This is a genomic window from Geobacillus sp. FSL K6-0789 (genome assembly GCF_038593135.1).
Classification (GTDB): domain Bacteria; phylum Bacillota; class Bacilli; order Bacillales; family Anoxybacillaceae; genus Geobacillus; species Geobacillus stearothermophilus.
Genome location: NZ_CP151966.1, coordinates 43893 through 69726, shown reverse-complemented (window position 1 = coordinate 69726; position 25834 = coordinate 43893). Strand labels below are relative to the sequence as shown.

General features: G+C 52.4%; 26 protein-coding genes and 1 tRNA gene. All 27 read right to left on the bottom strand.

Going from position 1 to position 25834, the window contains the following annotated elements:
- Positions 1-10: 10 nt before the first annotated feature.
- Positions 11-87 (bottom strand) — tRNA-Met (locus NSQ51_RS00345).
- Positions 88-254: 167 nt separating this feature from the next.
- Positions 255-650 (bottom strand): S1 domain-containing RNA-binding protein, encoded by a 396-nt coding sequence (locus NSQ51_RS00340; RefSeq protein WP_049624445.1) that lies wholly within the window; start codon positions 648-650, stop codon positions 255-257.
- Between the two features lie 118 nt (positions 651-768).
- Complete coding sequence (locus NSQ51_RS00335; RefSeq protein ID WP_121649987.1) at positions 769-1140, bottom strand: septum formation initiator family protein; 372 nt, start codon at positions 1138-1140, stop codon at positions 769-771.
- Positions 1141-1156: 16 nt separating this feature from the next.
- Positions 1157-1789: a spore cortex biosynthesis protein YabQ gene (gene yabQ / locus NSQ51_RS00330; RefSeq protein ID WP_049624443.1), complete on the bottom strand. Its 633-nt coding sequence runs from the start codon at positions 1787-1789 to the stop codon at positions 1157-1159.
- Positions 1786-2091 (bottom strand): sporulation protein YabP, encoded by a 306-nt coding sequence (gene yabP / locus NSQ51_RS00325; RefSeq protein WP_033008977.1) that lies wholly within the window; start codon positions 2089-2091, stop codon positions 1786-1788. The genes yabQ and yabP overlap by 4 nt, the downstream gene beginning before the upstream one ends.
- Positions 2092-2453: 362 nt before the next feature.
- Entirely contained in the window at positions 2454-2735 is a 282-nt protein-coding gene (locus NSQ51_RS00320) for an RNA-binding S4 domain-containing protein (protein ID WP_033008978.1), read from the bottom strand.
- 13 nt (positions 2736-2748) lie between these two features.
- Positions 2749-4209, bottom strand: a complete 1461-nt coding sequence (gene mazG / locus NSQ51_RS00315; protein WP_033008979.1) for a nucleoside triphosphate pyrophosphohydrolase — start codon at positions 4207-4209, stop codon at positions 2749-2751.
- Positions 4210-4215: 6 nt separating this feature from the next.
- Entirely contained in the window at positions 4216-5772 is a 1557-nt protein-coding gene (locus NSQ51_RS00310; RefSeq protein ID WP_049624442.1) for a polysaccharide biosynthesis protein, read from the bottom strand.
- A 320-nt stretch (positions 5773-6092) separates the two neighbouring features.
- On the bottom strand, positions 6093-6629 hold the full coding sequence (gene spoVT / locus NSQ51_RS00305; RefSeq protein WP_033014196.1) for a stage V sporulation protein T: 537 nt from the start codon (positions 6627-6629) through the stop codon (positions 6093-6095).
- A gap of 227 nt (positions 6630-6856) precedes the next feature.
- Positions 6857-10390, bottom strand: a complete 3534-nt coding sequence (mfd, locus tag NSQ51_RS00300) for a transcription-repair coupling factor (RefSeq protein ID WP_049624441.1) — start codon at positions 10388-10390, stop codon at positions 6857-6859.
- An 88-nt stretch (positions 10391-10478) separates the two neighbouring features.
- On the bottom strand, positions 10479-10709 hold the full coding sequence (locus tag NSQ51_RS00295; protein WP_049624440.1) for an anti-sigma-F factor Fin family protein: 231 nt from the start codon (positions 10707-10709) through the stop codon (positions 10479-10481).
- A 102-nt stretch (positions 10710-10811) separates the two neighbouring features.
- Positions 10812-11372 carry an aminoacyl-tRNA hydrolase gene (gene pth, locus NSQ51_RS00290; RefSeq protein ID WP_033014202.1) on the bottom strand — a complete coding sequence of 187 codons (561 nt, stop codon included), beginning with the start codon at positions 11370-11372 and terminating at the stop codon, positions 10812-10814.
- Positions 11373-11432: 60 nt separating this feature from the next.
- A complete protein-coding gene (locus NSQ51_RS00285) occupies positions 11433-12065 on the bottom strand; it encodes a 50S ribosomal protein L25/general stress protein Ctc (RefSeq protein ID WP_033014203.1) in 633 nt (210 codons plus the stop codon).
- Positions 12066-12142: 77 nt separating this feature from the next.
- Positions 12143-13090, bottom strand: a complete 948-nt coding sequence (locus NSQ51_RS00280; protein ID WP_049624439.1) for a ribose-phosphate diphosphokinase — start codon at positions 13088-13090, stop codon at positions 12143-12145.
- A 12-nt stretch (positions 13091-13102) separates the two neighbouring features.
- Positions 13103-14479 (bottom strand): bifunctional UDP-N-acetylglucosamine diphosphorylase/glucosamine-1-phosphate N-acetyltransferase GlmU, encoded by a 1377-nt coding sequence (gene glmU / locus NSQ51_RS00275; protein ID WP_033008990.1) that lies wholly within the window; start codon positions 14477-14479, stop codon positions 13103-13105.
- Positions 14480-14948: 469 nt separating this feature from the next.
- On the bottom strand, positions 14949-15239 hold the full coding sequence (gene spoVG, locus NSQ51_RS00270; protein WP_003247437.1) for a septation regulator SpoVG: 291 nt from the start codon (positions 15237-15239) through the stop codon (positions 14949-14951).
- 127 nt (positions 15240-15366) lie between these two features.
- Positions 15367-15741, bottom strand: a complete 375-nt coding sequence (locus tag NSQ51_RS00265; protein ID WP_033008991.1) for a RidA family protein — start codon at positions 15739-15741, stop codon at positions 15367-15369.
- Positions 15742-15788: 47 nt separating this feature from the next.
- A complete protein-coding gene (gene purR, locus NSQ51_RS00260; RefSeq protein WP_049624437.1) occupies positions 15789-16610 on the bottom strand; it encodes a pur operon repressor in 822 nt (273 codons plus the stop codon).
- A 55-nt stretch (positions 16611-16665) separates the two neighbouring features.
- Complete coding sequence (gene ispE, locus NSQ51_RS00255) at positions 16666-17538, bottom strand: 4-(cytidine 5'-diphospho)-2-C-methyl-D-erythritol kinase (RefSeq protein WP_033014208.1); 873 nt, start codon at positions 17536-17538, stop codon at positions 16666-16668.
- Between the two features lie 224 nt (positions 17539-17762).
- On the bottom strand, positions 17763-17942 hold the full coding sequence (locus NSQ51_RS00250) for a small, acid-soluble spore protein, alpha/beta type (protein WP_011886605.1): 180 nt from the start codon (positions 17940-17942) through the stop codon (positions 17763-17765).
- A gap of 193 nt (positions 17943-18135) precedes the next feature.
- The gene (locus tag NSQ51_RS00245) at positions 18136-18393 is read right to left on the bottom strand and encodes a Veg family protein (protein WP_033008996.1); all 258 of its coding nucleotides are present in this window, start codon (positions 18391-18393) and stop codon (positions 18136-18138) included.
- Between the two features lie 183 nt (positions 18394-18576).
- On the bottom strand, positions 18577-19473 hold the full coding sequence (gene yabG, locus NSQ51_RS00240; protein WP_033014209.1) for a sporulation peptidase YabG: 897 nt from the start codon (positions 19471-19473) through the stop codon (positions 18577-18579).
- A gap of 92 nt (positions 19474-19565) precedes the next feature.
- Positions 19566-20447: a 16S rRNA (adenine(1518)-N(6)/adenine(1519)-N(6))-dimethyltransferase RsmA gene (rsmA, locus tag NSQ51_RS00235; RefSeq protein WP_033008999.1), complete on the bottom strand. Its 882-nt coding sequence runs from the start codon at positions 20445-20447 to the stop codon at positions 19566-19568.
- Complete coding sequence (rnmV, locus tag NSQ51_RS00230) at positions 20440-21003, bottom strand: ribonuclease M5 (RefSeq protein ID WP_033009000.1); 564 nt, start codon at positions 21001-21003, stop codon at positions 20440-20442. Before rnmV ends, rsmA begins: the two co-directional genes overlap by 8 nt.
- A 258-nt stretch (positions 21004-21261) precedes the next feature.
- The gene (locus NSQ51_RS00225) at positions 21262-22467 is read right to left on the bottom strand and encodes a G5 and 3D domain-containing protein (protein ID WP_049624436.1); all 1206 of its coding nucleotides are present in this window, start codon (positions 22465-22467) and stop codon (positions 21262-21264) included.
- Positions 22468-22664: 197 nt separating this feature from the next.
- Entirely contained in the window at positions 22665-23435 is a 771-nt protein-coding gene (locus NSQ51_RS00220; protein WP_033009004.1) for a TatD family hydrolase, read from the bottom strand.
- A gap of 137 nt (positions 23436-23572) precedes the next feature.
- Complete coding sequence (gene metG / locus NSQ51_RS00215; RefSeq protein WP_033014212.1) at positions 23573-25522, bottom strand: methionine--tRNA ligase; 1950 nt, start codon at positions 25520-25522, stop codon at positions 23573-23575.
- Positions 25523-25834: the final 312 nt, after the last annotated feature.

The window sequence follows — 25834 nt, the reverse complement described above, 5'->3', positions numbered from 1 at the left end:
TATTGAATTTTGGTGGCGGTGGAGGGGATCGAACCCCCGACCTCACGGGTATGAACCGTACGCTCTAGCCAGCTGAGCTACACCGCCGTGTGGCAACATTTAATATAATACTGGAGCCCATACCGATTGTCAATATGTATCGTTCCGGAAAATACATCCTTTCTTTCGCCAAACCCAACAAAGAAGCATCCATGACCATGGATGCTTTGTTGTCCCCCTATTCGTCATCTTTCCGGCATTCATTCAGCAGCAAGTTACCCGCGTCTCGATCCACGACCTCCCCGCTTCGATTCGGTATGGCGGCGCAACGACGCCAATCGGTCTTCACTCTCTTTCAGGAAACGGCTGATTTTTTGCTCTAAGCTGTCAGCCGCAGAGCGGTCATGCGCCCGGCGCGGCCGCTGCGAAGAAGGCGTATCCTTTGCTTTGCGAATGGACAAGCCGATCTTTCCGTCTTGGCCGACGTTAATGACTTTGACATACACCGTGTCGCCGACTTTCAAATGGTCGTTGATATCTTTGACGTAGTTATCGGCTACCTCGCTGATATGAACGAGTCCTGTCACACCTTCCGGCAGCTCCACAAACGCCCCGAATTTCGTAATGCCTGTGACTTTGCCTTGTAACTTGCTGCCTACTTCAATCGACATAAAAAAAGTGCTCCTCCTTAAAACGCTTTAAAGATGGTGTTGATTTCATTATAGCGAATAAAAAAAATAAGTGTCAATATGACGAATGCCCGTATTGAACGGGCATTGGAGGGATTTGTTACTTTTCGGGCAACACAAAAATAATTTCCCCATCCTTTGACAAATAATATTTTTTTCGCGCCAGCTCAGCGATGTAGTCATCATCATGCAGCCTTTTCATTTCCTCTTTCATCTGCTTTTTCTGGCGTTTCAGTTCCGCAAGCTGTTTGGTCAACCTTTCTTTTTCCGCCCTTTTCGCATCAACCGTCTTTGCATGCAGGTGCAAAGCATAGACAAGGACGGAGGCGACCACGGCCAACAGCAACGACCAAAAGGCAAAACGGATGGCCAAAATTCGCCGTCTTCGCGACGCCCTCCGCTGTTTCTCCTCCTGCTCGGCCGCATACGTCGATGCCAGCTTCGTCACGTTTGTTCTCCTGGGCATGTTCATTGCCTTTGCACCTCTTTTACTTTCGCCATTTCGCCAGCCACATGCCTATTTTCTCTTGTGTATTCTTGATTTGTCCAGCAAATCCCTTCAAACGGCGAAAAAATTTTTCCACCCAGGCCCGGCGGGACGGCGGAATCCGCCGCCAAACGGCGATGCCCGTCCAACGAAACGGGGCAAACAGAAGAACAACGGCTTTCCAAACCGCAAGCAACAAAAATCGTCCCATCCATATCACAAGCCGCCAGGCAAACAAAAGAAGCGCAAGCGCCATTTGCCCGAGAAGAACGAGCGGGCGGATCACGATGTAACGGAACAGCTGGGCGATGATGTTTCCGGTTCTGACCGCCAGCTGAATGAGCCATTCCAGCACCCGAACGTACAACGAACGGAGCAGGCTTTGATAGGCGGCATAGCCGCACAACAGCGCCAAAAACAGATAAAAGCGAAGCTCGCCATTGTTGACGAGCAGCAACACATAAAATACGAGAAGCGCCTGCACCGCCCAAAACAGTACATCGTTCACGAAAACGAGCCAGTGCGCCCGTTCACGCCGGTTGAGAAACCGATTGTACGTGTCCAGCGCCATGCCGAGCCAGCCCCCCATGCCAATCATCGCGAGCATGGTGAGGAACTGTGTGGTGATGGTCATTTGAACAACTTGCTAAAGAATCCTTTAGCCTTCTCCTGATGATCGTCTAAGTAAACGAGGTCAAAAATGCGCCCTTTAATCGAAACGACGCCTTTGTCGACATCTAAGTTTTTCATTTGCAAATTCTGCCCGCGGATCGCCAAAAAACCCATGACCGTCTCAAGCAAAAACTCCTCATTGTCAAAGCTTTCCACTTGTTTGACCCCGGTAATGTCAAGGAGGCGCCGGCCGCGCATGATCACGTCGTGTTCTTGGACCGGGCCTTTGTTCGTGTTTCCGCCAAATTCCTCATGTCGGTTCATGTTCATCCCCCGCATTTCCGATTTAGAATGAAAGCCGGCTAGGCCGCCCGTTGTTTCTCATCCGCTGTCTGTACCATATGTATGTCAGCGGGGGATCGTTTAGAACAAGCCTTAAGGACAAAGTGAACCCCCACCGCCTGCGCTTCACTTAGAGGCAGGGGCTTCCAGCGCCTTGTGCGTGCTCCGCTGAACGGCAGCCCTGCACAGGAATCCTTGACGCTTCCCTTCGTTCCGAAGGCGCCCGTTCGAACAAGAACCGAATGATATTCAATTGGCGATTGCCGGCCGAAATTCACTTCCCCCTATTCACTAGGCTTCGCCCTTCGCGCTCCCTGAGACAGGAGACGTCTTTCGGAAATCCGTTAAACGCCGCCTTGATCCGGATCAGGGGCCGTCCGTTCCTCGCGAACGAGCTCGTACATTTCGGCTGCCTCTTCTTTTTTCACCGTTTCTTTTACACTAGTCACTTTTACCGTTACCCGTTTTTGCCCGAACTGAATCGTCAGTTCATCGCCGATTTTTACATCTGAACTTGCCTTCGCGACGTGGCCGTTGATCCACACCCGGCCTTGGTCGGCGACTTCTTTTGCCAATGTGCGGCGTTTAATGAGGCGGGATACTTTTAAAAATTTATCAAGGCGCATGCCCTTTCCCCCCTTACTGTTCGTTTTCTTTTGCTTCTTCCCAAAAGCGGTCGAGCTCAGCGAGCGAGAACGATGTGATCGGTCGGCCGCTTTTTCGCACTTGCTCCTCAATGTAGGCGAAGCGGCGGGCGAATTTGTCGTTCGCCATCTGCAATGCTTCTTCGGGCTGAATATCATAATAGCGGGCAAGGTTGATAAGCGCAAACAATACGTCGCCGAACTCGCTGACGAGCGCCGCGCGGCGGCCGCCCGAAGCTTCAGCCCGGAACTCCGCCATTTCTTCCTCTACCTTTTCCCAAATGGGAGCGGCATCGTCCCAGTCAAAGCCGACGTTTGCTGCTTTTTTCTGCAGCTCATACGCCCGCATCGTCCCCGGCAGGCTTTTTGGAACATCCGCTAAAATCGACGCTGGCCGGCCGGTCCCTTTTTCCTTCTCCTTAATTTTTTCCCAGTTCGCTGTAACTTGCTCAGCTGTTTCAGCCGTCGCATCGCCAAATACGTGCGGATGGCGGCGAATCATCTTCGCAGTCAATGTCCGGATGACGTCATCAATCGAAAACATCCCACGGTCAGCGCCGATCTGGGCATGGAGCATCACTTGCAGCAGCACGTCACCGAGCTCTTCGACCATATGGTCATCGTCATCATCGTCAATGGCTTCAAGCAACTCATACGCCTCTTCAAGCAAGTACCGCTTCAGCGACGCATGCGTCTGCTTCCGGTCCCACGGGCAGCCGTGCGGCCCTCTCAACGTCGCGATGACGCGGCGCAACGTTTCAAACCGATGGTATAGCAGCGGCTCATCCTTGACCGGCGGCACATAGACGCTCGTTAAATTGTCAAGCGCCGCCTGACGGTCCAATTCATAGAGCGGCACTTGCTTCACTTGTTCGCTCTTCGTCCCGGCCGCGGTCACAATATAGACCGGATAGTCGTCCGGAAGCTGTTCCATCAGCGACAGTTTCACATTCGAAGCGACGAACGGGTCGTACACTTGGCAAAAGACAGCATGCAGCGATGGCGACCATTCGTCCCCTTGGAAAGCGGTCGCATCCAACAGCTGGAACCCCTCGATTGGATCAATGCGCACCGCTGTAAACAACGCATCTAAAAAGCTTTGCCCGCCCTCGATGACCACCCGGCAATCGCCGCGTTGCTCCGCTTCCAACAACAGCTGCACCGTCCGTTCGGCGACAAGCGGATGGCCAGGGACAGCGTAAAACACATCCCCGTGTTTTGCCTGCTCGATGAGAGTGCCGGCAATTTCTTCATATACATCAGCAAATTGCTCATGCTTTTCGTAAACATCATCAAACGATGTAAACGCGATGCCCTCTTCTTGAAGCCCTTCGGCCGCCGGATGCTCCTTCGTCCGCAAAAAAAGCGGATGCGCCTTTTTTAGCTTTCGATACACGCCGACCGTCAGCTGCTCCACATCCCCGGCGCCAAGGCCGAAAATATAAATCGTATTCACCGCTGATCACCTGCTTCCTAATCGTAAATGAAATTTGTGAACGAACGGGAGAGCGGACAACTCTTGTTCGGAAAATACACTCCCCCTCACGATGCATGCGATATAGACAGCCGCGCCGAGAACGACGCCGCCAAGCGCCTCGGCGGACGCCCATAGGCGTCCCCCGCCTGAAGCGTCCATTAACCATGTATACAACTTCAGCACCGCCATCATGGCGACAGCCGCCTTCACAATTGGATATATGCATACTCGCGCGCGCGCTGACCGGTATTCACGCGGCAAACGCACGTATAAGAAGCCTGCCATAAGCGCATAAGCCCCTGTTGTCGCCAAGGCGGCGCCAAGGGCGCCGAACGACGGCACAAGCCAGCGCATAAGGACGATTTTCCCTGCCAAAGCCGCCGCCACGCCGGCCGCCGCTGTCCACTCTTTCCCCATTCCTTGCAATAAAGCGGAGGCAGTCAACGCCATCGTCGCAAAAAAGACAGAAGCGGACAAGACGGCAAGGACCAACGAACCGCGGTCGTTTTCAAACAGCATGGTGTTGATCGGGCGAATGAGGCAAATGAGCCCCGATGAAGCGCCGACGCCGATGACCGCGGCGAACCGGATCGGCAACATGCTGTGCAGAAAGGACGGCTCCCGCCCGCGCCGCATGCCGGAAACGAACGGAACAAGCGCCAATGAAAGCGATGTGCCGACAGCCGTGCCAAGCTGAATCAGCGGCTGGCCGCGGTCGTACACCCCTTTTAACTCTTTCACCTCATTCAACTCCAGCCCGGTTTCTTGGAGAAGCGGGACGAACAAAAACGAGTCGACGAGCGGAACAAGCGTCAACACCATGTTGGTGAAACAAATGACCGTTCCAACTGTAAGCAAATGCCATCCCGCCTGTCGCACCGAGCCGGGCGGCGTATGCCCGGCCGGTTTTTGCCGTCCGCGCCGGACCAGATAAAAGAGCAAGATGAGAAGCGCGGCCGCCATGCCCGCCAACGTCCCGCCGACCGCAGCCATGCCGCACGCATAGGCGTCAGCGCCGCGCTTGATCGCCCAATAAGACAACCCTAAAATCGCCGTCACACGCACCGTCTGCTCGCCGACTTGGGACACTGCCGTCGGCGCCATGTCATGGCGCCCTTGAAAAACGCCGCGCAACACCGCAATGAGCGGAAAGAATAAGCATGAAAATGAAAGCACCCGCACCAACCCTTCAAGCTGCCTGTCGCCCATCCATAACGAAATGGCGCCGGCTCCTATATATAACACGGCAAACAACACCGCTCCCGCCCCGCCCAACAGCAGCAGCGCGATGCGGCCGACAGCGGCCGCTCCCGCCTCGTCCCGCGCCGCCAGCCGCTCAGCGATGAGCTTCGAAATGGCAACCGGGTAACCGGTCAGCGACAGCGCGACAACGATTCCATAAATGGGGTAAACTTGTTGGTAAATATAAAAACCGACATCCCCGACCATATTTTGATACGGGATGCGGTAGAGCGCGCTTAACAGCTTCGTAAGCAAAGTGGCAGCAGTCAAGGCAGCTGCACCTTTCCATACGTTTCCCATGCCCCTTCTCCTCCCGCTTGTATGGCGCCAGATGGCGAACAGTCCATCAAGAGCACTGGCCGCACAAACCGTCAACATTACCGCAACAAACGGCTACGCTCGATATTATAGCGCAATGCAGGCGATGAGACAAAAGCGGGAGCCGCCCATCGGCCATGGCCTCAGTCCAGCGGAACGGGAACGGACCAACCAACATAGCAACCCCATTGCAGACAAAGCAGAAAGGAAAAGATCCCGACCTTCTCCCATCAACGATAAATGTGCGGCCCGATCAAAAAGGGTGTCCCGATCTTTTGGGACACCCTCTTTTTGCGTTCCATTTATTGTTCCATTTGCCGGGCCAAAAAGCTGGCCGCTGTTTCCACTGCTTTATGTTCAACTTCGCCGAGCGTTTTCTCGCGCGATAAAATGATGACGGCTCCAATCGGATCGCCGTTGGCCACAATCGGGCCGATCGTATACGACTTCAACGTTTCCGTCATCCCGTCGACCAGCTCGACCTCGCCCTCCTCCGTATGGAGAACGGAGTTGCGATCTTCCATGGCTCTCTCCACTAACGGGCTGACGCTTTTGTTCATGTATTCTTTTTTCGAAACACCGGCAACGGCAATAAATACGTCGCGGTCGCAAATGAGCACCGGCTGTCCGAGGCTGTCAAACAGCGCCTCGGCGTACTCCTTGGCAAAGTCGCCGAGCTCACTGATCGGCGAATATTTTTTCAAAATGACCTCTCCATCGCGATCGACAAATATTTCGAGCGGATCTCCTTCGCGAATGCGTAATGTTCTGCGAATTTCCTTCGGAATTACAACCCTGCCTAAGTCGTCAATCCGACGAACAATACCGGTTGCTTTCATGCCTTGTATACCCTCACTTTCATCTAGGATTTGAAGGATACTCCGATGAACCCTGTTGTAATGGGGAATTCACCATTGTTGTCATTAGTATCCTTCACAATCCACGTTCTATGCACGATGAAAGTGATTTTGGCCATTTTAGTAAAATTGCCCATCCTTCACTATCGCCACATCAGCAAAACCGTAAACGTATAAAATGAACATAACGCCTCATTTTTTCTTTATAGCTAGGCGATGATCGACTTTTCGTTTTTCACTCCGGACAATTCCCTCAACGTCTCATATAAAATCGCCAGCCACTCGTGCGCTTTCATTTGCTTAATGTAAAGCACAATTTTCAGCTTCACCCCCTCCATGCCAAACCCAAACAGGCGCCCGTACTGCCGGCCGACGCCGGACAAGCGCTGAATCTCCACCGTTTTCGACGCTTCTTCAGTGAATAGAATGTCAACTTGCTGCTTATGTTGCTTAATCGATTCAACACCGAGCTGTTTCGCCAGCACTTTGATCTCGGCAATCTGTAGCAAATAGGCGACGGCATCCGGATAATCGCCGAAGCGGTCCACCATCTCTTCGCGCAGCGCTTCAACATCTTCGAGCGTCTCGACCGCTTTAAACCGCTTGTACATCTCGATTTTTTGCAGCCCATCGGAAATGTAGGCATCCGGAATGTAGGCGTCGACTTCCACGTCGATCGTCACTTCCGGCCGCTCGTCTTCTCGTTTCAAGCCGCGCCGTTTTTCGATCGCCTCTTTCAACATTTGCGAATATAAGTCAAATCCGACCGAGTCGATAAAGCCGTGCTGTTCAGCGCCGAGAATATTGCCGGCGCCACGGATCGACAAGTCACGCATGGCGATTTTAAAGCCGGAGCCAAGCTCGGTGAACTCTTTAATGGCTTGCAGCCGTTTTTCCGCCGTTTCATTCAGCACTTTGTCTTTCCGGTAGGTGAAATACGCGTAGGCAACGCGGTTCGAACGGCCGACGCGCCCGCGCAGCTGGTACAGCTGCGACAGCCCCATCCGGTCGGCATCGTACACGATGAGTGTATTGACGTTTGGAATATCGACGCCTGTCTCAATAATCGTCGTCGTCACGAGCACGTCATATTGTCCTTCCAAAAACGCTAAAATCGTTGATTCAAGTTCGGTTTCTGACATCCGCCCGTGCGCGAACGTGACGCGTGCTTCCGGGACAAGCTGGGCGATTTCTTCCGCTTTCAAGTCGATGTCTTCAATATGGTTGTAGAGGAAAAACACTTGCCCATCGCGGGCGAGCTCACGTTCAATCGCCTCTTTGACAAGCTCCGGCGTATATTCCATGACATACGTCTGCACCGGGAACCGGTTTTCCGGCGGCGTCTCGATGATCGATAAATCGCGCACGCCGATCATCGACATATGAAGCGTCCGCGGAATCGGCGTCGCCGTTAAGGTGAGCACGTCGATATTCGCTTTCAGCTGCTTGATTTTTTCTTTATGCGCCACGCCAAACCGCTGCTCCTCGTCGATGATGAGCAACCCTAAATCCTTAAACTTGACATCCTTCGACAGCAGCCGGTGCGTGCCAATGACCATATCGATTGTGCCGTCTTTCAACCCTTTGATCGTCTCCGCCTGCTGTTTTTTCGTGCGGAACCGGTTGAGCAGCCCGACGTTAATCGGAAATCCTTGAAACCGCTCACGAACCGTTTCGTAATGCTGCTGAGCCAAAATCGTCGTCGGCACAAGAAAAGCGACTTGCTTGCCGTCCATAATGGCTTTAAACGCCGCGCGCAGCGCCACTTCCGTTTTCCCGTAGCCGACATCGCCGCAAAGGAGGCGGTCCATCGGCTTTTCGCTTTCCATATCGCGCTTAATTTCTTCAATCGACCGGAGCTGGTCTTCCGTCTCTTGATATGGAAACGCGGCCTCAAATTCGCGCTGCATTTCCGTGTCCGGCGAAAACGCGTACCCCTTGCTCGCCTCGCGCTCGGCATACAACTTGATCAAATCTTCCGCGATATCTTGAACAGACGATTCCACTTTCTTTTTGACTTTTTTCCATTCCGAGCCGCCAAGCTTATAAATTTTCGGCTCTTTTCCTTCCGAACCGACGTACTTTTGCACTTGATCCATTTGGTCGACCGGGACGTACAGCGTGTCGCCGCCTTGATATTGGATATGGATGTAGTCTTTATGCACTCCATTGATTTCTAACGTCTCGATGCCTAAATATTTTCCGATGCCGTGGTTGACATGGACGACGTAATCGCCGACTTGCAGTTCAGCGTAGCTTTTAATCCGCTCGGCGTTGGACAGCTTTTGCCGGCGCACCGGGCGTTTCGCTCGCTTCTTAAACAGTTCCTCTTCCGTAATGACAGCCAGCTTTTGCAGCGGCAGCTCAAATCCTGTATTTAAATCGCCTTCGAGAAGTTGGCATTTGCCGTAAAGCAGTGCGGCCTCAGGCGGAAGCGGCGCTGCATCGACCCCATAATCTTCCAAAACTGACTGCAGCCTTTTTGCCCGTTCGGCATCCGGCGCCAAAAAGACGACGGCGTAATTCGCTTTCTTCCAACGCTCGACTTCAGACTGGAGAAGCGCCATTTGTCCGTGGAAGTTTTGCATTTGCTTGCACGTAATATTGACGACATTTTGCGGATGGGTATAAGGCGCATGGCGCAAAAACAAGGACAAATAAACCCGCTGGAATCGATGTTTTTTCAACAATTCAGAAAGTGAGTGTGAAATGGGCACATCATGAATGATTTTCCCGCTGTCAAGCAGGCTTGTATACCAATCCGCTTCTTCGCGGTCGAGCCGCTCCGCCGTCTCCTGCAACCGGCTCATTTCATCCATCAGCAGCACGCCGTCTTCCGGCATATAATCTAGCAAACTTGAAACGTTCTCATAGAAAAGGGACATATATTTATATTGTTGCTCGATTTCCCGGCCCTCGCGCAACTGTTCCAATTCGGCATGGATCTGTTCGTACATCCGCTGCTTGGCGGCGTCATCCTTCATTTTTTCGAGGCTGGCCGCCAAACCGGCTTCAATTCGTTCAATCCCCCGCTGCCGCGTCCCCTCGTCGAGAATGATTTCGTCGGCTGGGCTGATGGCGATGCTCTCTACTTGCCCGTGCGAGCGCTGATCATCGGGGGTGAACGTGCGAATCGATTCGATTTCCGTATCAAACAGCTCGATCCGGTACGGGAGCTCGGCCGTGAGCGGATAAATATCCACGATGCCGCCGCGGATGCTGAACTCCCCAGGGGCGGAAACAGTTGCCACCCGCTTGTATCCCATTTGGACAAACCGCTGTTTATACTGCTCGAGATCCAGCTCTTGTCCAACCGTGAACGTGAACAAATACTGTTTCCAAAGCGATGGCGGCGGCAGCAAGCGCCGCAGGCCGGCGACCGGACAGACGACGATCCCCTTCCCGCCTTGCACCCAATGGTTCATAATTTCGAGGCGTTGTGCCTTCAGCTCCGGACTGGCGACTGCCATTTCGGCGGCGATCACTTCATCGACGGAATACAGAAACACCTCGTCCGGACCGAGCAGCGAAACGAGGTCATCATACATTTTTTGCGCCTGAAACAAGTTGTAAGCCACTACGAGCAACGGGCGTCCCGTTTCCTTATAAAGCGTGGAAACAAAAACAGACCGGGCCGACCCCGACAGCCCGGCGACAAGCTGTTCTTTCAGGCGGGCGTGGATTCCTTCTATGATGGTGCGAACATCTTGGTTCTCAGCTAAATAGCGATGCAATGAAAGCACCCCTATTCTCCCTCCTCTCAATGCTAGTTTCTTTCTCTTTCCGCGTTCAGCCAAAACATAAAAATGCTTTGGTCGCCCAAAGCTGCGCCTAATGGATAAATTTTTCGTATTGATGCCACTCCGGATTTCGCGCCAACACTTCTTGACAGTCTTCGCAAATGGTTTTGACGTGAATATCCCCGTTCGGCTTGTACGAAATCATATCAAGCCGTTCCTCTTCCGTTAAATGGTGGAATCCGAGCTTTTCGCTATAGACGGATACCTGTTCAATAGTTCCGACTCTGGCGCCGCAATGGCGGCAATAGTAATGCAATGCCATCGAAGCAAACCTCCTCACTGGGCTGTTCCGTCCGCAGGGCGGATGGAGCCGGCGCCCCATGCCTTCCGTACTCACATTGTGCACCAGTTTGGAGGAAAATATTCACTTGTTAAACTCGTTCATCACCTGGGTAAACGGCGCCGCCACCGCCTGTTCGCACGCATCGGCAGCCCGCAAAACCGCTTCAGCGACCGCCGGCTTCTCCTCCTCCGTAAAACGGCTGAGCACATAATCCGCCACCGGCTGCCCGCTGGCCGGCCGGCCGATGCCGATGCGAATGCGCTTAAACTGCTCGGTGCCGAGGTGATGGATAAGCGATTTGACACCGTTGTGACCGCCGGAGCTCCCTTTCAAGCGAAGACGGATTTTTCCTGGCGGAAGATCGAGGTCATCGTAAATGACAATGACATCTTCAATGGCGATGCCATAGTAATCGATGAGCGGGCGAACACATTCCCCTGATAAATTCATATATGTCAACGGTTTGCATAATGCCACTTTTTCGCCGGAAACGGACGCCGTTCCGAACAGGCCGCGGAACTTGGCGGTTTTCAACGAAACGTCCCAACGTTTGGCCAGCTCATCAATGACGAAAAAACCGATGTTGTGCCGCGTTTGCTCGTATTCCTTGCCCGGATTTCCAAGCCCGACAAACAGCTTCAATCGTTGCGCCCCTCTCTATGCATGATACTACAAAAGACGTAACCGAAACGGTTACGTCTGTCACTTTTCTGGCGTCGTCTCTCTTCCTTCCTCGGCATCAGGCTGCCCCGGCTCTTGCTGCTCGCCGCTATGGATTTCCTCTTCCTGCTGCGGCGGCAAGATCGTCGCAATCACTTCGGAAGGTTCATGGTTAATTTCAAATTTTCCATCTGTCTGCACATCGCCAACCGTGACGGTATCGCCGACTTGCAAACCGGAGATGTCCACTTCAATCGCTGGCGGAATGTTCGCCGGCAAGACGCGGATCGACAACTCATGCAAGTTTTGCTGCAACACGCCGCCGTCTTTTACCCCCGGCGCTTCGCCCACCAATCGGACTTCTACGTCAATATCGACTTCTGTCGACATGTCGACCGCTTGAAAATCAGCGTGAAGGAGCTCGCCGCGCAGCGGATCGCGCTGCAGCTCGCGCAAGAGCACCGAATAGTCGTCGCCGCCGACTTTCAATGTTATCAAGCTCGTGCGCCCACCTTCACGAAGCACCTTCTCCAATTCAGCAGCGCTGACAAAAATCATTTTGTTTTCGACTTTTTTGCCGTACAAAATCGCTGGAATGCCCCCTTGCGAACGAATACGCCGCAATGTCGAACGTTTTTTGTCTGTGCGTTCTTTCGCTTCCAACACAATCGCCATGTTTCTTCACCTTCCTGAATTAGAATCTATTGACTACTTTATCCTAAAACAAGAAGGGCTAAACATGTTTTCTTGCGTTAGTCGAACAGGACGCTGACAGACTTCATTTCATACACGCGCGTAATCGCTTCAGCAATGAGCGGCGCCACCGACAGCTCTACAATTTTATCAATTTTCTTTTCTTCTGGCAAGGCAATCGAATTGGTGACGACCAGTTCCTTAATTTTGGAACTTTGAATGCGCTCGATCGCTGGACCAGACAGCACCGGATGGGTGCAGCACGCGTACACTTCCTTCGCCCCATGTTCAACAAGAGCGTTCGCCGCGAGCATAATCGTGCCGGCCGTGTCGATAATGTCGTCAATCAAAATGGCCGTTTTCCCGCTCACTTGCCCAATAATGTTCATCACTTCCACCGCGTTCGGGCGCGGCCGGCGTTTGTCGATGATCGCCAATGGCGCTTTCAGACGGTCGGCGAGTTTGCGCGCCCGCGTTACGCCGCCGTGATCCGGGGACACAACGACAATGTCATCCAACTGTTTGCTTTTAAAATAATCAGCCAAAATCGGCACGCCCATTAGATGATCGATCGGGATATCAAAAAACCCTTGGATTTGCGGGGCATGCAAATCAAGCGTAATGACGCGCGACGCCCCGGCCGTCTCAAGCAAGTTCGCCACCAGCTTGGCCGTGATCGGCTCGCGCGCCCGCGCTTTCCGGTCTTGGCGGGCATAGCCGTAATACGGGATGACGATATTGATCGTACGCGCTGACGCCCGCTTTAACGCATCGATCATAATGAGCAGCTCCATTAAATGCTCATTGACCGGGACGCTCGTCGATTGAATGACAAATACATCGTCGCCGCGGATGCTTTCCTCAATGTTAATTTGGATCTCCCCGTCGCTAAAGCGGGAAACGGAACATTTGCTAAGCTCGATCCCCATGACTTCCGCAATTTCTTTCGCTAGCCTCATGTTCGAGTTAAGGGCGAACAACTTTAGTTGGTGCTGGCATTCAGACATGATAAACCTCCATTAAGATTTTTTCTTGCCTGGCAGGCGATCAACATAATGTTCTTTATTGACTTGCCGGGCGCGGGCGATGGCGAGGGCGCGGCCGGGAACGTCGTCGGTGATCGTCGATCCGGCGGCGACGTAAGCGCCCCGGCCGACCGTAACCGGGGCAATCAAGTTGACGTTGCAGCCGATAAACGCCCCGTCTTCAATTTTGGTCATATACTTATGCACGCCATCATAGTTGACGGTAATCGACCCGCAACCAAGGTTGACATCGGCGCCGACTTGCGCGTCGCCGATATAGCTTAAATGCGAGGCTTTGCTTCCTTTGCCGAACGTCGATTTTTTCACCTCGACAAAATTGCCGATCCGCACCTCGTCATCAATTTTCGACAGCGGACGGATATGGGCGAACGGGCCGATCGTGACATCGTTGCCGATCTCGCTGTCATGGGCGACCGAATGGCGGATGGACGTGCGGTGGCCGATATGACAGTTTTTAATTTCCGCATGCGGTCCAATCGTGCAATCCTCGCCGATCACTGTTTCGCCTTCGATGACTGTGCCGGGATAAATGACCGTATCGCGGCCAATCGTCGCGTCGGCGGAAATATACGTGCAGCCCGGGTCGATGATCGTAACCCCGTTTTCCATATGCCGGCGGCAAATGCGCTCGCGCATGATCCGCTCCGCCTCGGCAAGGGCGATGCGGTCATTGACCCCGATCGTTTCCTCAAATGACGGCGCCTGATAAGCGGATACTGTGCCGCCGCCCGCTTTGATAATTTCAATCACGTCGGTTAAATAATATTCCCCTTGGGCGTTGTTGTTTGTCACGTTTGTAAGCGCTTGAAACAATGTTTGGTTGTCAAAGCAATACGTTCCAGTGTTAATCTCGCGAATAGCCCGTTCCTCTTCATTCGCATCTTTATGTTCAACAATTTTTTCAACGCCGCCGGCACTGTTGCGGACGATGCGGCCATATCCAGCCGGGTCGTCAGCGATGGCTGTCAATACCGTCGCCTTCGCTTTGGCGGCCAAATGGTGCTCGACGAGCGCCTTCATCGTCTCAGCGGTGATGAGCGGCGTGTCTCCGCAGACGACGATCGTCACCCCTTCGAGACCTTGCAAATATGGGGCTGCCTGCATCACCGCATGCGCCGTCCCAAGCTGTTCCTCTTGCAATGCGTACTCGCATTGGGCGCCAAGCTGCTCTTTCACCTGCTCCGCCCCAAATCCAACGACCGTGACGGTTTTTTCCACCCCAAGTTTGGATACTTGATCCATGACGTGCTGAACCATTGGCTTGCCGCAAACGGGATGAAGCACCTTATACTGCTTCGACTTCATCCGCGTTCCTTGTCCGGCCGCCAAAACGACCGCATATCGCTTCATGTGAAAAGCCTCCAATTATCCTTTTAATCATAGTCCCAAGAGAAGATCCCCCCACTTCAAGCGCGTGAAAGACGAAGCCCCACGACCAGCGGGGGAATGCCGGTGGCATCAGCCAAAACACATAATCAAATCAATGTATATCATGTTCTTTGTAAACTAGATATAGCGGGTTGCATGGAGAACATTCAATGCGAAAACAAGCGAAGCCTTCCATGCGTACCATATTCAAAGGCGCGAAAAAAACCCCAAATCGTCGAACCAGGGTTGGGACGACCCGAAGTGACGCTCAGGGAGACGAAAAAATGGCTTTCGTCATGGAACTGAGAAGCTCCCACTTCAAGCAAAGCGAAGTGGGAGTAGTTCGCCCATAATTGAATATATATGAATCAACAGCACTTTTCAAGGAAACAATGCGGATGGCAAAAAATAAGGAGCTTGGTGAATTTCACCTAAGCCCCCTTTCATATGTTTACGAAGCGCCCGCTTCTTCAAGTTCTTCTTCCAGCTTCCCGAGGCGGTGGTACTCAGCTAAGATCGCCTCTTGAATTTTTCCGCGCGTAGCGGAGTTGATCGGATGCGCGATATCGCGGAACTCCCCGTCCGGTGTACGCTTGCTTGGCATCGCGACAAACAAGCCGTTATTCCCGTCAATGACGCGGATGTCATGGACAACGAACTCATTGTCCAACGTAATGGAGGCGATCGCTTTCATCCGTCCTTCGGTGTTGACGCGGCGTAATCTTACGTCTGTCACTTCCATTATGTTCACCACCTTTTCCCCTATATAAGACTCGATGTAATTAATTCCACGCCTTTCGGCAATTTCCTTCCTTTTTCAAAAAATTTTTTCTAAATTTCAGCAAGGGAAAAGATGGATGCGCCCCTCTTTATCGCACGAGGGCAACGACTTCGATTTCAACTAGGGCGTCTTTCGGCAGCCGAGCCACCTCAACGCATGAGCGCGCTGGTTTATGGTTCGGGAAATATTGACTGTACACTTCGTTCATGGCCGCAAAATCATCCATGCTTTTTAAAAAAACGGTTGTTTTCACGACTGTGTCGAGTGAGGCACCGGCGGCTTCCAGCACTGCTTTCAAATTTTGAAACACTTGATGCGTCTGCGCCTGAATGTCGCCTTTTACCATTTCCCCCTCTGGAGTGAGCGGAATTTGCCCAGAGCTGTAAACCATATTGTTGACGATGATCGCTTGTGAATACGGGCCGATCGCTTGCGGCGCATTGGTCGTTTCCACTTTTTTCATTGAAAGAAATCCCCTTTCTAAAGTTTTATAATCAGGCAGCAGGCTGCCTAAAAAAACGCTTTGTAATTGCCTTCCTTGACGGCGATCCGCTTTTCTTTCACGTCCACCGCCAACAGTTTGACGAGCGAGATGTACTCGTCGACAAGCCGCTCTTTTGCTTCCTCAGACTCAACGAGCACACCGATGCCGGAGACGTTGCCGTTAAACTCTTGCAATAAGCTGACCATACCGTTGATCGTGCCGCCCGCTTTCATGAAGTCATCGACAATCAGCACGTTGGCTCCCTCCGCCAGGCTGCGCTTCGACAAAACCATTGTTTGGATGCGTTTGGACGAGCCGGATACGTAGTTGATGCTCACCATCGGCCCTTCCGTCACTTTATTGTCATGGCGGACAATCACAACCGGCACATACAAAAAATTGGCGATCGCATATGCGATCGGAATTCCATTGGTGGCAATGGTCATAACAACATCCACCGGACGGTCGGCAAACATCGACGCATAAAGGCGGCCGATTTTGTTCATAATACGGGGGTCGCCAAGAATGTCGGTCATATACAAATATCCGCCGGGAAGAAGCCGGTCCGGGCGCGACAATTGCTCGCACAAATAGGCGATCACTTCCTCCGCCTCCCCGGCAACCATTTTCGGAATGTATTGCACGCCGCCGGCCGCGCCGGGCAGCGTCCGAACCGTCCCGATTCCTTGCCGCTCAAACGTTTGTTTAATAATCGTCAAGTCTTCGCTGATCGATGATTTGGCCGATTCGTACCGATCGGCAAAAAACGTCAGCGGAATGAGCTGATGTGGCCGTTCGAGAAGATAATGCGTCATATCGACTAAACGGCCGCTTCGCCTAAGCTTCATAGCCGACCTCCTAAAACCGAATATTATAAATTTATTTTAACAAAAATGTACGTGTTTAATCAAGCGAATGCCGCTCCCCCAACAGCCTGACCGCAAACACTTGATCGCAAAAGCCCCGCAGTCCGTTATACACCCGCTGCATTCTCGAATCATGCTCGATCAGCCCAAACACTGTCGGCCCGCTTCCGCTCATCAGCACCGCATCAGCTCCGAACCGTTTCATTTGCTCTTTAATATGCGCAACTTCCGGATATTTTTTTAAGGTCACTTCCTCCAACACGTTGCCGACCAACCGGCAAATGCCCTCATAATCTTGCCGTTCGATCGCTTTCACCATTGCATCGACATCCGGATGGCAGACATGCTCAAGCTGCAAATTTCGGTACACATCGGCCGTCGACACGCCAATTGGGGGCTTGGCCAACACCACCCAGCATGGCGGCGGCGACGGGATGGGGGTGATGATTTCGCCGCGCCCGGTCGCCACAGCTGTTCCGCCGTAGACGCAAAACGCAACATCCGAGCCGATTTGCGCACCAAGCTCAGCCAATTCCCGGACGGTCAATCCGAGCTGCCAAAGCTTGTTGAGCCCGCGCAACGTTGCGGCCGCGTCGCTGCTTCCCCCTGCCAGGCCGGCCGCCACCGGAATATGCTTCGCAATCGAAATGGCCACCCCTTGGCGGATCGAAAACGTCTCCTTCATCAGTTTCGCCGCCTGGTACGCCAAATTGCGGCAATCATCCGGCACAAAGCGGTTTTGCGACACAATGCGGATCACATCCTCCTCAGGCAGCGGAATAAGCTCAATGCGGTCCGCCAAATCGATCGTCGTCATCACCATTTTCACTTCATGGTAACCATCGGGGCGTTTATAAAGAACATCAAGTGATAAATTAATTTTTGCCGGCGCTTTGATCGACAGCCTCACTCATCTTCACCTACTTCCACGCACATTGATGATAAACGGCTTCTGGCCAGCCGCCTATCCGCCCGTTGTTTCCTATTTTCAGCGTTTTCCCGCGTGACATTCGTGCTTTTTTCATCAACCCATTTTACCATATTAACATGTCCTGGTGCCGTCGCCAAACGATATATGTAAAAAGGGCGCCCCTGCTAGGGCACCCTTGCCGCAGCGCGCCATCGCCGCCGGCGCTATTCCGTTTTTCCGGCCAGCTGCCGTTCCGCCCGTTCAATCGCCAATCTTACCATATTTCCTGCGTCTTTCGCGCGGATGGCTCCCCACCCTTCACGCTGCACGACATCGTAAAAGCCCAGCTCTTTTGCCAGCTCTTCTTTTAAGCGTTGCGACATAACCCCGCGGCGTCGACCCAATGTCAGCAACCCCTTTCCATGTTCGTTGGCGTTAAGGCGCGAAACGTTGTGCAACCCGCCGGCGCAACAGCCGGCTGACTCGCCTGGTCATGGGGCAGATGAAAGGCGGCTGCGGCAGTTTTAGTATGAAGTGGGGAAGGCGGCTTTATGTCCGCCTATTTATGACAAAACAAAAAGCAGCAAACAAATTTGTCTACTGCCCCCCTGCTTGCTCATCGTCCCAAAACGTCAGCTTTACGGTCTCTGTCAACACGTCGGCGTAGCTGAACGATACACGTTCAAACGAGTTTTCTTTTTGATCCAGTTCAATGACAAATACCGATGGGTAAGTCTCCGCCAAAATGCCGCAACGCTCGATCATTTTTCTGCGTCCGCCGTTGGCCCGCAACGTTAAACGTCTCCCGATATTAGAGTCCAGCGCTTTTTTAATATCGGATAAAGTTTTTGGCATTCGTCATCCACCTCACTATTTGCAATTATAACAAAGATGGTCTTCAAAGTCAAAAAAAATAAAAATTATATCAGCGTGTTTTTATTGCTGTCAATGAATATTTTTCTACAATATCCTTCTTTTTATGTACCTTGTGGAACTTTTTTGTAAAAAATATGGCGAAAGACATAAAAAAACCGCCCGTCAATTGCGGCGGTTTTCCCCCCGTTCTTCGATCAGGCGAAACGGCATCCCGGTGCGGAGCACACCTTTCGTCTCGACTCCACCCAGCCCTTTTTCCCCGGTCAGCGTGTTGCGAAGCACATCCCACACATCGACCGTTTCCGTAAACGGGGTAAAACTGAGACGAGAAACGATATAAACCGGATCTAAGGCGTGAATGTTGACCCGCGCCGGCGAACTGGCAAAATTCGCCCCCGCGCGGATGAGCGATTCAAAATGCGATTGGCAGGCGCCGGCGAAAATGATGAGCTGATCGAGATGCGGCACTTTTTTGCGCGCTTCTTTCACTGTTTGAACAAAATGGCGTGAATGGCGGTACGCTTTCAAATCATGAAGCTTCCCTTTTGACTTTGAATACGAGTCATGACCGGTAATGACTAAAATATCCGGACGAAACTGCTCAATCAAGGAGCCGACTTTTTCCGGCATCTCGCTTTCCTCACAGTAAACGCCGTGCACCGGCACCCCAATCCGTTCATACAAATCCATGCATTTGCGCAAATATAACGGGTCGCCGTCCAAATGAAGGACGCATCCCGGAATTTGAAAAAAATCTTTCTCCACCCGGTACCCGCCGGTTGCCCGATACTCGACTTTTTGCTTGATCATCTGATAATCTTGGCGAAACAGCCAGTATGACTGTTCAATCAGTTCGATTTCCCGCCTTTTTCGTTCTTGTTGCCCCCGCTCATCGATAATGACCAAGTCGCTGCACGGGGCGTCGGCCACAAGCCGCACGTCCTCGCCATATAAAATGGCTTCCCATTCCCCGTTCTTTTCTTTAAGGTCAATGACGCGGAACAATACGTCGCATTGGTAAGACTTGCGGGCGACAATATCGCCGATTTTGACGTCCATCACCGCTCACTCCATTGCATAATCGTTGTCATCCATACGATATGCAGACGCGGACAATAGGTGATAGACGCCTGTTTTCAACTGCTGCGGCCTCAACGGCGAAAAAGCGGCGCCAATGCGTTGCTTAACGAGGCAAACTCGGTTATATGAAGCGTTTCCCCGCGGCGGCGCGGATCGATGCCCACCGCAGCAAGCGCCTGTTCGATTTGTTCTTTGTTCTCTTTTCCGCCTGGCAAGCTGCTCACTAAATTATTGAGCAGCGTTTTGCGGCGCTGAGCAAAGCTCGCCCGCACCACTTGGAAAAACACATCCTCATCCTCAACAGCGACAGGCGGATGGGCCCGTTTCGTCAGCCGGATGACGGCGGAATCGACGTTTGGCTGCGGCATAAACACGGTGCGCGGCACCGCCATCACGACTTCCGCCTCTGTGTAATACTGCACAGCAATCGTCAGCGAGCCGTAATCTTTCGTTCCCGGCCTGGCAGCGAGGCGGTCGGCCACCTCTTTTTGCAGCATGACGACGATGCCGCGGATTGGGAGCCGGTCGGTAAGCAGCTTCATAATGATCGGTGTGGTCACATAATACGGCAAGTTAGCGACCACCATCCGGTCGTTCACATCGGCCAGCTCTTCCGCAATGACCGCATGCAAATCCGCCTTCAACACATCTTGGTGAATAATGCGCACATTGTCGTAGGGGGACAATGTATCCGCCAAAATCGGCAGCAGCCGGCCATCGATTTCAAAGGCGACGACCTTTTTTGCCCGCCGTGCGAGCTGTTCGGTCAACGCCCCGATGCCGGGTCCGATTTCAATCGCCCCCGTATCGCTGGAGACGCCGGCAGCATCAACAATTTTCCGCAAAATGTTCGCGTCAATCAAAAAGTTTTGTCCGAGGCTTTTTTTAAACGAAAAACCATACCGCTCCAAAATTTCTTTCGTCCGCCCCGGTGTTGCAATGTCTTTATGCATCGCCCGCCTCCTCCCGCATCACTTGCGCCAGCGCGGCGTAAAAGGCGTCTCGGGAAATGCGGAACACTTTCAGCCGCTTATGAAACTGTCGGCCGTTGGCATAACCGATTTTCAGCTCCTCCCCGAGCCGCTGCCGGCGCCGGCGCGCCATCTCCCCGCCAACCAGTCCGGCTTCAATCAATTCTGCAAACGTAATTTCTTCTTCCCAATCGGCTGTCTCTTCATACACGTTCGCAAGCGCCTGGCGAATGTCGTCGGGGGAAGCGTGCTCGACCCCAATGCCCTTCCCACTTCTCGCTTTCGCGGCTTCGCGCGGCAAAAAGGCGTGTTTGCATCCCGGCACTTGCTCGGCAATCGTGCGGCGGATTTTCTCGCCGGGGAAGTCGGGATCGGTGAAGATGATCACCCCGCGCCGCTCTTTCGCCAGCTTGATCCGTTCGATGACTTCCGCCCCCACCGCCGCCCCGTTTGTTTCGATCGTATCGGCATCAACGGCGCGCCGGATCGCCGCTGTATCATCTTTCCCTTCCACGACAATCACTTCTTTAATCTTCATCCCATCATTGCAGAAACAGCGGAATGAGCGATTTTTCCTATTTCTGCAATGCCTCCTTTCCGGTAAAATAAAGGGTAGAGCGAACCGCCGCCGCTCCATGCCCCTATTTTATTTTTTCAACTTTGTTGAAACTTTTTTCTGCATCAGAAGTCTAATTAGACAGATGGAGCAATACGCGCATTGTTGCGGCCCAATGCCATTATAGCGAAAAAAAGCAGAGGGGAAAAACCCCTCCGCTTGCATTCTCCAATCGCCTTTCTATGGCAGCACCCGTATTTTGACACGCTTTCTGCCCCAACCAAACGCATCCGACCGTTCCGGGAAAAACACGTCGATTTTATATCCGCGAATGCTTGAGCCGGTGTCAGCGGCAATAGCATATCCGTATCCTTCCACATACACCTTCGACCCGAGGGGGATGATGGACGGGTCGACGGCAATCACTTTGACGGAAGGATTTTGGCGCAAATTGATGCCTGTTCTCGTTATGCCTGAGCAACCCTCACAATAGGCGGTATAGGCGGTGGCGGTGACGTAAAACTCCTTCGCGGCTTGATCGGCGCCGCGCGAGGACGGCCGGCCGGATGATGCAACCGGGTGCACCGTTTTAGTGCCAATGGCGACAATGCGCGGTTTGCTCTCTTTTATCGTTCTTGTCGCCAGCAATTTGCGCGCCACTTCTTTGCCGTTTTCCAATGTCACTTCATACGTTTTTTCGATTTTTCCCTTTTCCCCGGGTGCAATGACGCGCCGCTCTCCTTTTGGCAGCGAATCGTCCCGCTTCGTCACCACGGCAAAGTCGACGGGCTCTTCCACTACATCGGTGACTTTTTTAATCCGAACGATGTAAACCGTCATCCCAGCTTTGACTGTTTCTTGCAAGGAAGGTTCAATTCGGTCCCATTGGCCCAACGGGATCCCTTGCTGTTTCAAAAAGTCAGCGACCGTAGTCGAAGTGGTCCATACCTGTTGCTGTTTGCCGCCGACATTTAGACGAACCGGAAACGCCCTTTCAATGCCGATGTTCATGCCTTTTTGAACTTTGGCGGAAAGCGACGGCGCCACTTTGTCATGCGGCCCGACTGCCACGTGTTGCGAACGGAGCAATTCCCCGACCGTATCGGCCGTCGTCCATATTTTTTTCTTTTTTCCATCGATCGTCAATGTCACTTCTTTGCTTGCTTCCCAAATGATGTGAAGATCGTCGGTGATCGGTGTATTTAGAGACGGATAGACGTAATCTTCCTTGCGAGGCTGAATGCCTTGTTCCTCAAGCAGTTCCTCCACATCCTTCGCATAAGTGCAGATTTCCTGCTTTTTTCCGTTGATCGTGAGTGTTACATCATCTTTGGCCATCTCGTAGCCGGCCACCCCTGTGGTTGCCGAGATGGCGAGAAATCCGCTCGCCGTAACGGTCGCATTTTTCCTCCATAAGTCCAGCCACTTTCTCCTGTTTGGCAACATCGGAAACGCCTCCTTTTCCTCTGAAATCCCCTCTCCCTCTAACATGTACGCGCGAGCATACTCTATTATGCGGAAAATTCAGTGAAAAAGGAAGGAAGACTTGTCGACACGCGGTTGGTTCATATCGGCTGAATTTGTAGAATTTTATCGTCTTCGCCGCACCTTCGACAAGCCTCCCCGCTATTCGACGCCTAATTTTAGCGGTCGATGGCGAACAATTTTTTGGCATTTTCCGCCGTTGTTTCCGCTACTTCGGCAAAAGAAACGTTTTTAATTTCCGCGATGGCCTCGGCAACGTATTTGACATAGCTCGGCTCATTTCGTTTTCCACGGAAAGGGTGAGGCGTTAAATACGGGCAATCCGTCTCGATTAACAAATGGCGGAGCGGAATTTCTTTCGCCACTTCTTTCGGCTTTTTCGCATTTTTAAACGTGACCGGGCCGCCAAGGGAAATGAAAAAGTTCATGTCAATGCATTGTTTGGCCACCTCAACGCTGCCGCTGAAACAATGCATAATCCCACCGACTTCAGCAGCGTTTTCCTCTTGCAAAATTTTTAAAATATCGGCTGTTGCCTCACGGTTATGGATGATGATCGGCAGCTTCACTTTTTTCGCCAGCGCGATTTGCCGGCGGAAAACGTCTTGCTGCACGTCTTTCGGCGATTTGTCCCAATGGTAATCGAGTCCCATCTCGCCGAGGGCCACCACTTTCGGATGGGCGGCGAGCTGTTCAATCATCTCCAAGTCGTCATCGGTCATATCAATCGCATCGACCGGATGCCAGCCGACCGCTGCATAAATAAACGGATATCGCTCAGCGAGCTCGATCGCCCGGTCAATCGTCGGCCGGTCAAACCCGACAACCACGATGTGCGAAACTCCTTCAGCGCGGGCGCGCTCGATCACTTGCTCCAAGTCTTCCTCATATTGGACGGCGTTCAAATGAGCATGAGTGTCAAAAAGCATACGAAGTCCCTCTTTTCCACCTTGATGTTAAGTGTAGCATAGAAATTAGTTACGTATGTCACAATTTAGTAACATTTCCATTACAAAATAGCAACAAGGAGGTGTCAACGACGACACCCCCTCATCCGTTCGTTGCATTATTTGATTTTTGTGCCGTTTGGCACGTGCTGGTCGACGGTTGCCAACGAAAAGCCGCCGCCGCTGCCTCCGGCCAAAATCATTCCTTCCGACCATTCGCCGCGCAGCTTGGCCGGTTTTAAGTTGGCGACGCAAATGACCTTTTTGCCGATGAGTTCCTCCGGCTTGTAAAACTCGGCGATGCCGGAAATCACTTGCCGCTTCTCGCCGCCGAGATCAAGCTGGAGCTTCAACAGCTTGTCGGCGTTTTTCATTCGCTCGGCGTGCACGACTTCGGCGACGCGCAAGTCGACTTTCGCAAAGTCGTCGATGGAGATTTCCTCCGCCCGAGCCGCTTGTTTTTCCTCTTTGGCCGCTTCCGCCGGTTTGCCGCCTTGCATATGCGCCTTAATGTACTCGACTTCAACGCCGATATCCAAGCGTGGGAAGAGCGGCTCCCCTTTCTGCACGTTCGTCCCTTCCGGAATAAGGCCGAAATCGTACAGGCTGTCCCACTCTTTCAATGAACGGTCGCTGATGCCGAGCTGGGTGAAGATGCGCTCCGGCGTGCGCGTCAAAAACGGCTGCAGCAACACCGCCGTATAGCGGAGCGATTCGGCTAGATGGGCCATGACAGAGGCAAGTTCCTCCCGTTTGCTTTCCTCTTTCGCCAACACCCATGGCTGCGTTTCGTCGATATATTTGTTCGTTCGGCCAATCAGCTGCCAAACGGCGGAGAGGGCAACGGAAAACTCCATCCGCTCCATTGCCTCTTCATATTGACGGACAACCTCGCGCGCCGTTTCGGAAAGATCTCGGTCAAACGGCGTTTTCGGGCCGCGGTACGGCGGAATCGCGCCGCCAAAATATTTCTCAATCATCGCGACGGTCCGGTGCAACAAATTGCCTAAATCGTTGGCCAAATCGTAATTGATGCGCTCGATAAACCCTTCCGGCGTAAACACCCCGTCAGAGCCAAACGGCACTTCCCGCAGCAAATAGTAGCGGAGTGCATCAAGCCCGTAACGATCAATGATCATCACCGGATCCACGACATTGCCTTTCGATTTCGACATTTTCCCATCTTTCATCAGCAGCCAGCCATGTCCGAACACTTTTTTCGGCAGCGGCAGGCCGAGCGCCATCAGCATGATCGGCCAGTAAATCGTATGGAAGCGGACGATCTCCTTGCCGACGAGATGGACATCCGCCGGCCAATATTTGCGAAACTTTTCATCGTTGTCCGTACCGTAGCCGAGCGCTGTGATGTAGTTGGCCAGCGCATCGATCCAGACGTAAATGACGTGCTTCGGGTCACCTGGCACTTTAATGCCCCAGTCAAACGTCGTCCGCGATACAGCCAAGTCCTCGAGCCCCGGCTTGATGAAGTTGTTGATCATCTCGTTTTTCCGCGATTCCGGCTGGATGAAATCTGGATTTTCTTCGTAATATTGCAGCAGGCGGTCGACGTATTTGCTCATCCGGAAAAAGTACGACTCTTCTTTCACTTTTTCAACAGGCCGGCCGCAGTCTGGGCAGTTGCCGTCAACAAGCTGCCGTTCGGTGTAAAACGATTCGCACGGCGTGCAGTACCAGCCTTCATACTCGCCTAAATAAATATCACCTTGTTCGACAAGACGGGCGAAAATCTTTTCGACAATTTTTTTATGCCGCTCCTGTGTCGTCCGGATAAAATCGTCGTATGAAATGTCCAATTTTCTCCACAACTCTTGGATGCCGGCGACAATGTCGTCGACATATTGCTGCGGCGTGACCCCTTTTTCTTGCGCCTTGCGCTGAATTTTTTGCCCATGTTCGTCCGTTCCGGTCAAATACATGACATCATAGCCGCGCAGCCGCTTATAGCGAGCCATCGCATCCCCCGCCACGGTCGTATAAGCATGGCCAATGTGCAATTTGTCGCTTGGGTAATAAATCGGCGTCGTCAAATAAAACGTCTTTTTCTCCATCGGTTAGGCCCTCCCTCGTACTGTTGCGCACAAAAGCCCCTGTCCTGAGGACGAGAGCGGCGTTACTTCTATTTTACATAATTTTTTCATTGTACAAAAACATCTATTTCTCCATGACGAAAAAAATATACGCAAATGGGCAAAAATACCTCCTTATTTTGGGCAATCGCCGCGAATTTATTATAGAGGGATAGAGTTTTGGCAAATAAAATGGTTCATGTTCCTTTATACCCAACCACAAACTTTTTTCCACAATAACAATATACATTTTTTTAAAATTTTACATATTAAAGGATTGACGCATAATGGAAA

Excerpts from the sequence above, each read along its gene's own strand:
- NSQ51_RS00340 (WP_049624445.1), bottom strand. The coding sequence starts at position 650 with ATGTCGATTGAAGTAGGCAGCAAGTTACAAGGCAAAGTCACAGGCATT.
- NSQ51_RS00335 (WP_121649987.1), bottom strand. The coding sequence starts at position 1,140 with ATGAACATGCCCAGGAGAACAAACGTGACGAAGCTGGCATCGACGTAT.
- yabQ (WP_049624443.1), bottom strand. The coding sequence starts at position 1,789 with ATGACCATCACCACACAGTTCCTCACCATGCTCGCGATGATTGGCATG.
- yabP (WP_033008977.1), bottom strand. The coding sequence starts at position 2,091 with ATGAACCGACATGAGGAATTTGGCGGAAACACGAACAAAGGCCCGGTC.
- NSQ51_RS00320 (WP_033008978.1), bottom strand. The coding sequence starts at position 2,735 with ATGCGCCTTGATAAATTTTTAAAAGTATCCCGCCTCATTAAACGCCGC.
- NSQ51_RS00310 (WP_049624442.1), bottom strand. The coding sequence starts at position 5,772 with ATGGGAAACGTATGGAAAGGTGCAGCTGCCTTGACTGCTGCCACTTTG.
- spoVT (WP_033014196.1), bottom strand. The coding sequence starts at position 6,629 with ATGAAAGCAACCGGTATTGTTCGTCGGATTGACGACTTAGGCAGGGTT.
- NSQ51_RS00295 (WP_049624440.1), bottom strand. The coding sequence starts at position 10,709 with ATGGCATTGCATTACTATTGCCGCCATTGCGGCGCCAGAGTCGGAACT.
- NSQ51_RS00285 (WP_033014203.1), bottom strand. The coding sequence starts at position 12,065 with ATGGCGATTGTGTTGGAAGCGAAAGAACGCACAGACAAAAAACGTTCG.
- NSQ51_RS00280 (WP_049624439.1), bottom strand. The coding sequence starts at position 13,090 with ATGTCTGAATGCCAGCACCAACTAAAGTTGTTCGCCCTTAACTCGAAC.
- glmU (WP_033008990.1), bottom strand. The coding sequence starts at position 14,479 with ATGAAGCGATATGCGGTCGTTTTGGCGGCCGGACAAGGAACGCGGATG.
- spoVG (WP_003247437.1), bottom strand. The coding sequence starts at position 15,239 with ATGGAAGTGACAGACGTAAGATTACGCCGCGTCAACACCGAAGGACGG.
- NSQ51_RS00265 (WP_033008991.1), bottom strand. The coding sequence starts at position 15,741 with ATGAAAAAAGTGGAAACGACCAATGCGCCGCAAGCGATCGGCCCGTAT.
- purR (WP_049624437.1), bottom strand. The coding sequence starts at position 16,610 with ATGAAGCTTAGGCGAAGCGGCCGTTTAGTCGATATGACGCATTATCTT.
- NSQ51_RS00245 (WP_033008996.1), bottom strand. The coding sequence starts at position 18,393 with ATGCCAAAAACTTTATCCGATATTAAAAAAGCGCTGGACTCTAATATC.
- yabG (WP_033014209.1), bottom strand. The coding sequence starts at position 19,473 with ATGGACGTCAAAATCGGCGATATTGTCGCCCGCAAGTCTTACCAATGC.
- rsmA (WP_033008999.1), bottom strand. The coding sequence starts at position 20,447 with ATGCATAAAGACATTGCAACACCGGGGCGGACGAAAGAAATTTTGGAG.
- rnmV (WP_033009000.1), bottom strand. The coding sequence starts at position 21,003 with ATGAAGATTAAAGAAGTGATTGTCGTGGAAGGGAAAGATGATACAGCG.
- NSQ51_RS00225 (WP_049624436.1), bottom strand. The coding sequence starts at position 22,467 with ATGTTGCCAAACAGGAGAAAGTGGCTGGACTTATGGAGGAAAAATGCG.
- NSQ51_RS00220 (WP_033009004.1), bottom strand. The coding sequence starts at position 23,435 with ATGCTTTTTGACACTCATGCTCATTTGAACGCCGTCCAATATGAGGAA.
- metG (WP_033014212.1), bottom strand. The coding sequence starts at position 25,522 with ATGGAGAAAAAGACGTTTTATTTGACGACGCCGATTTATTACCCAAGC.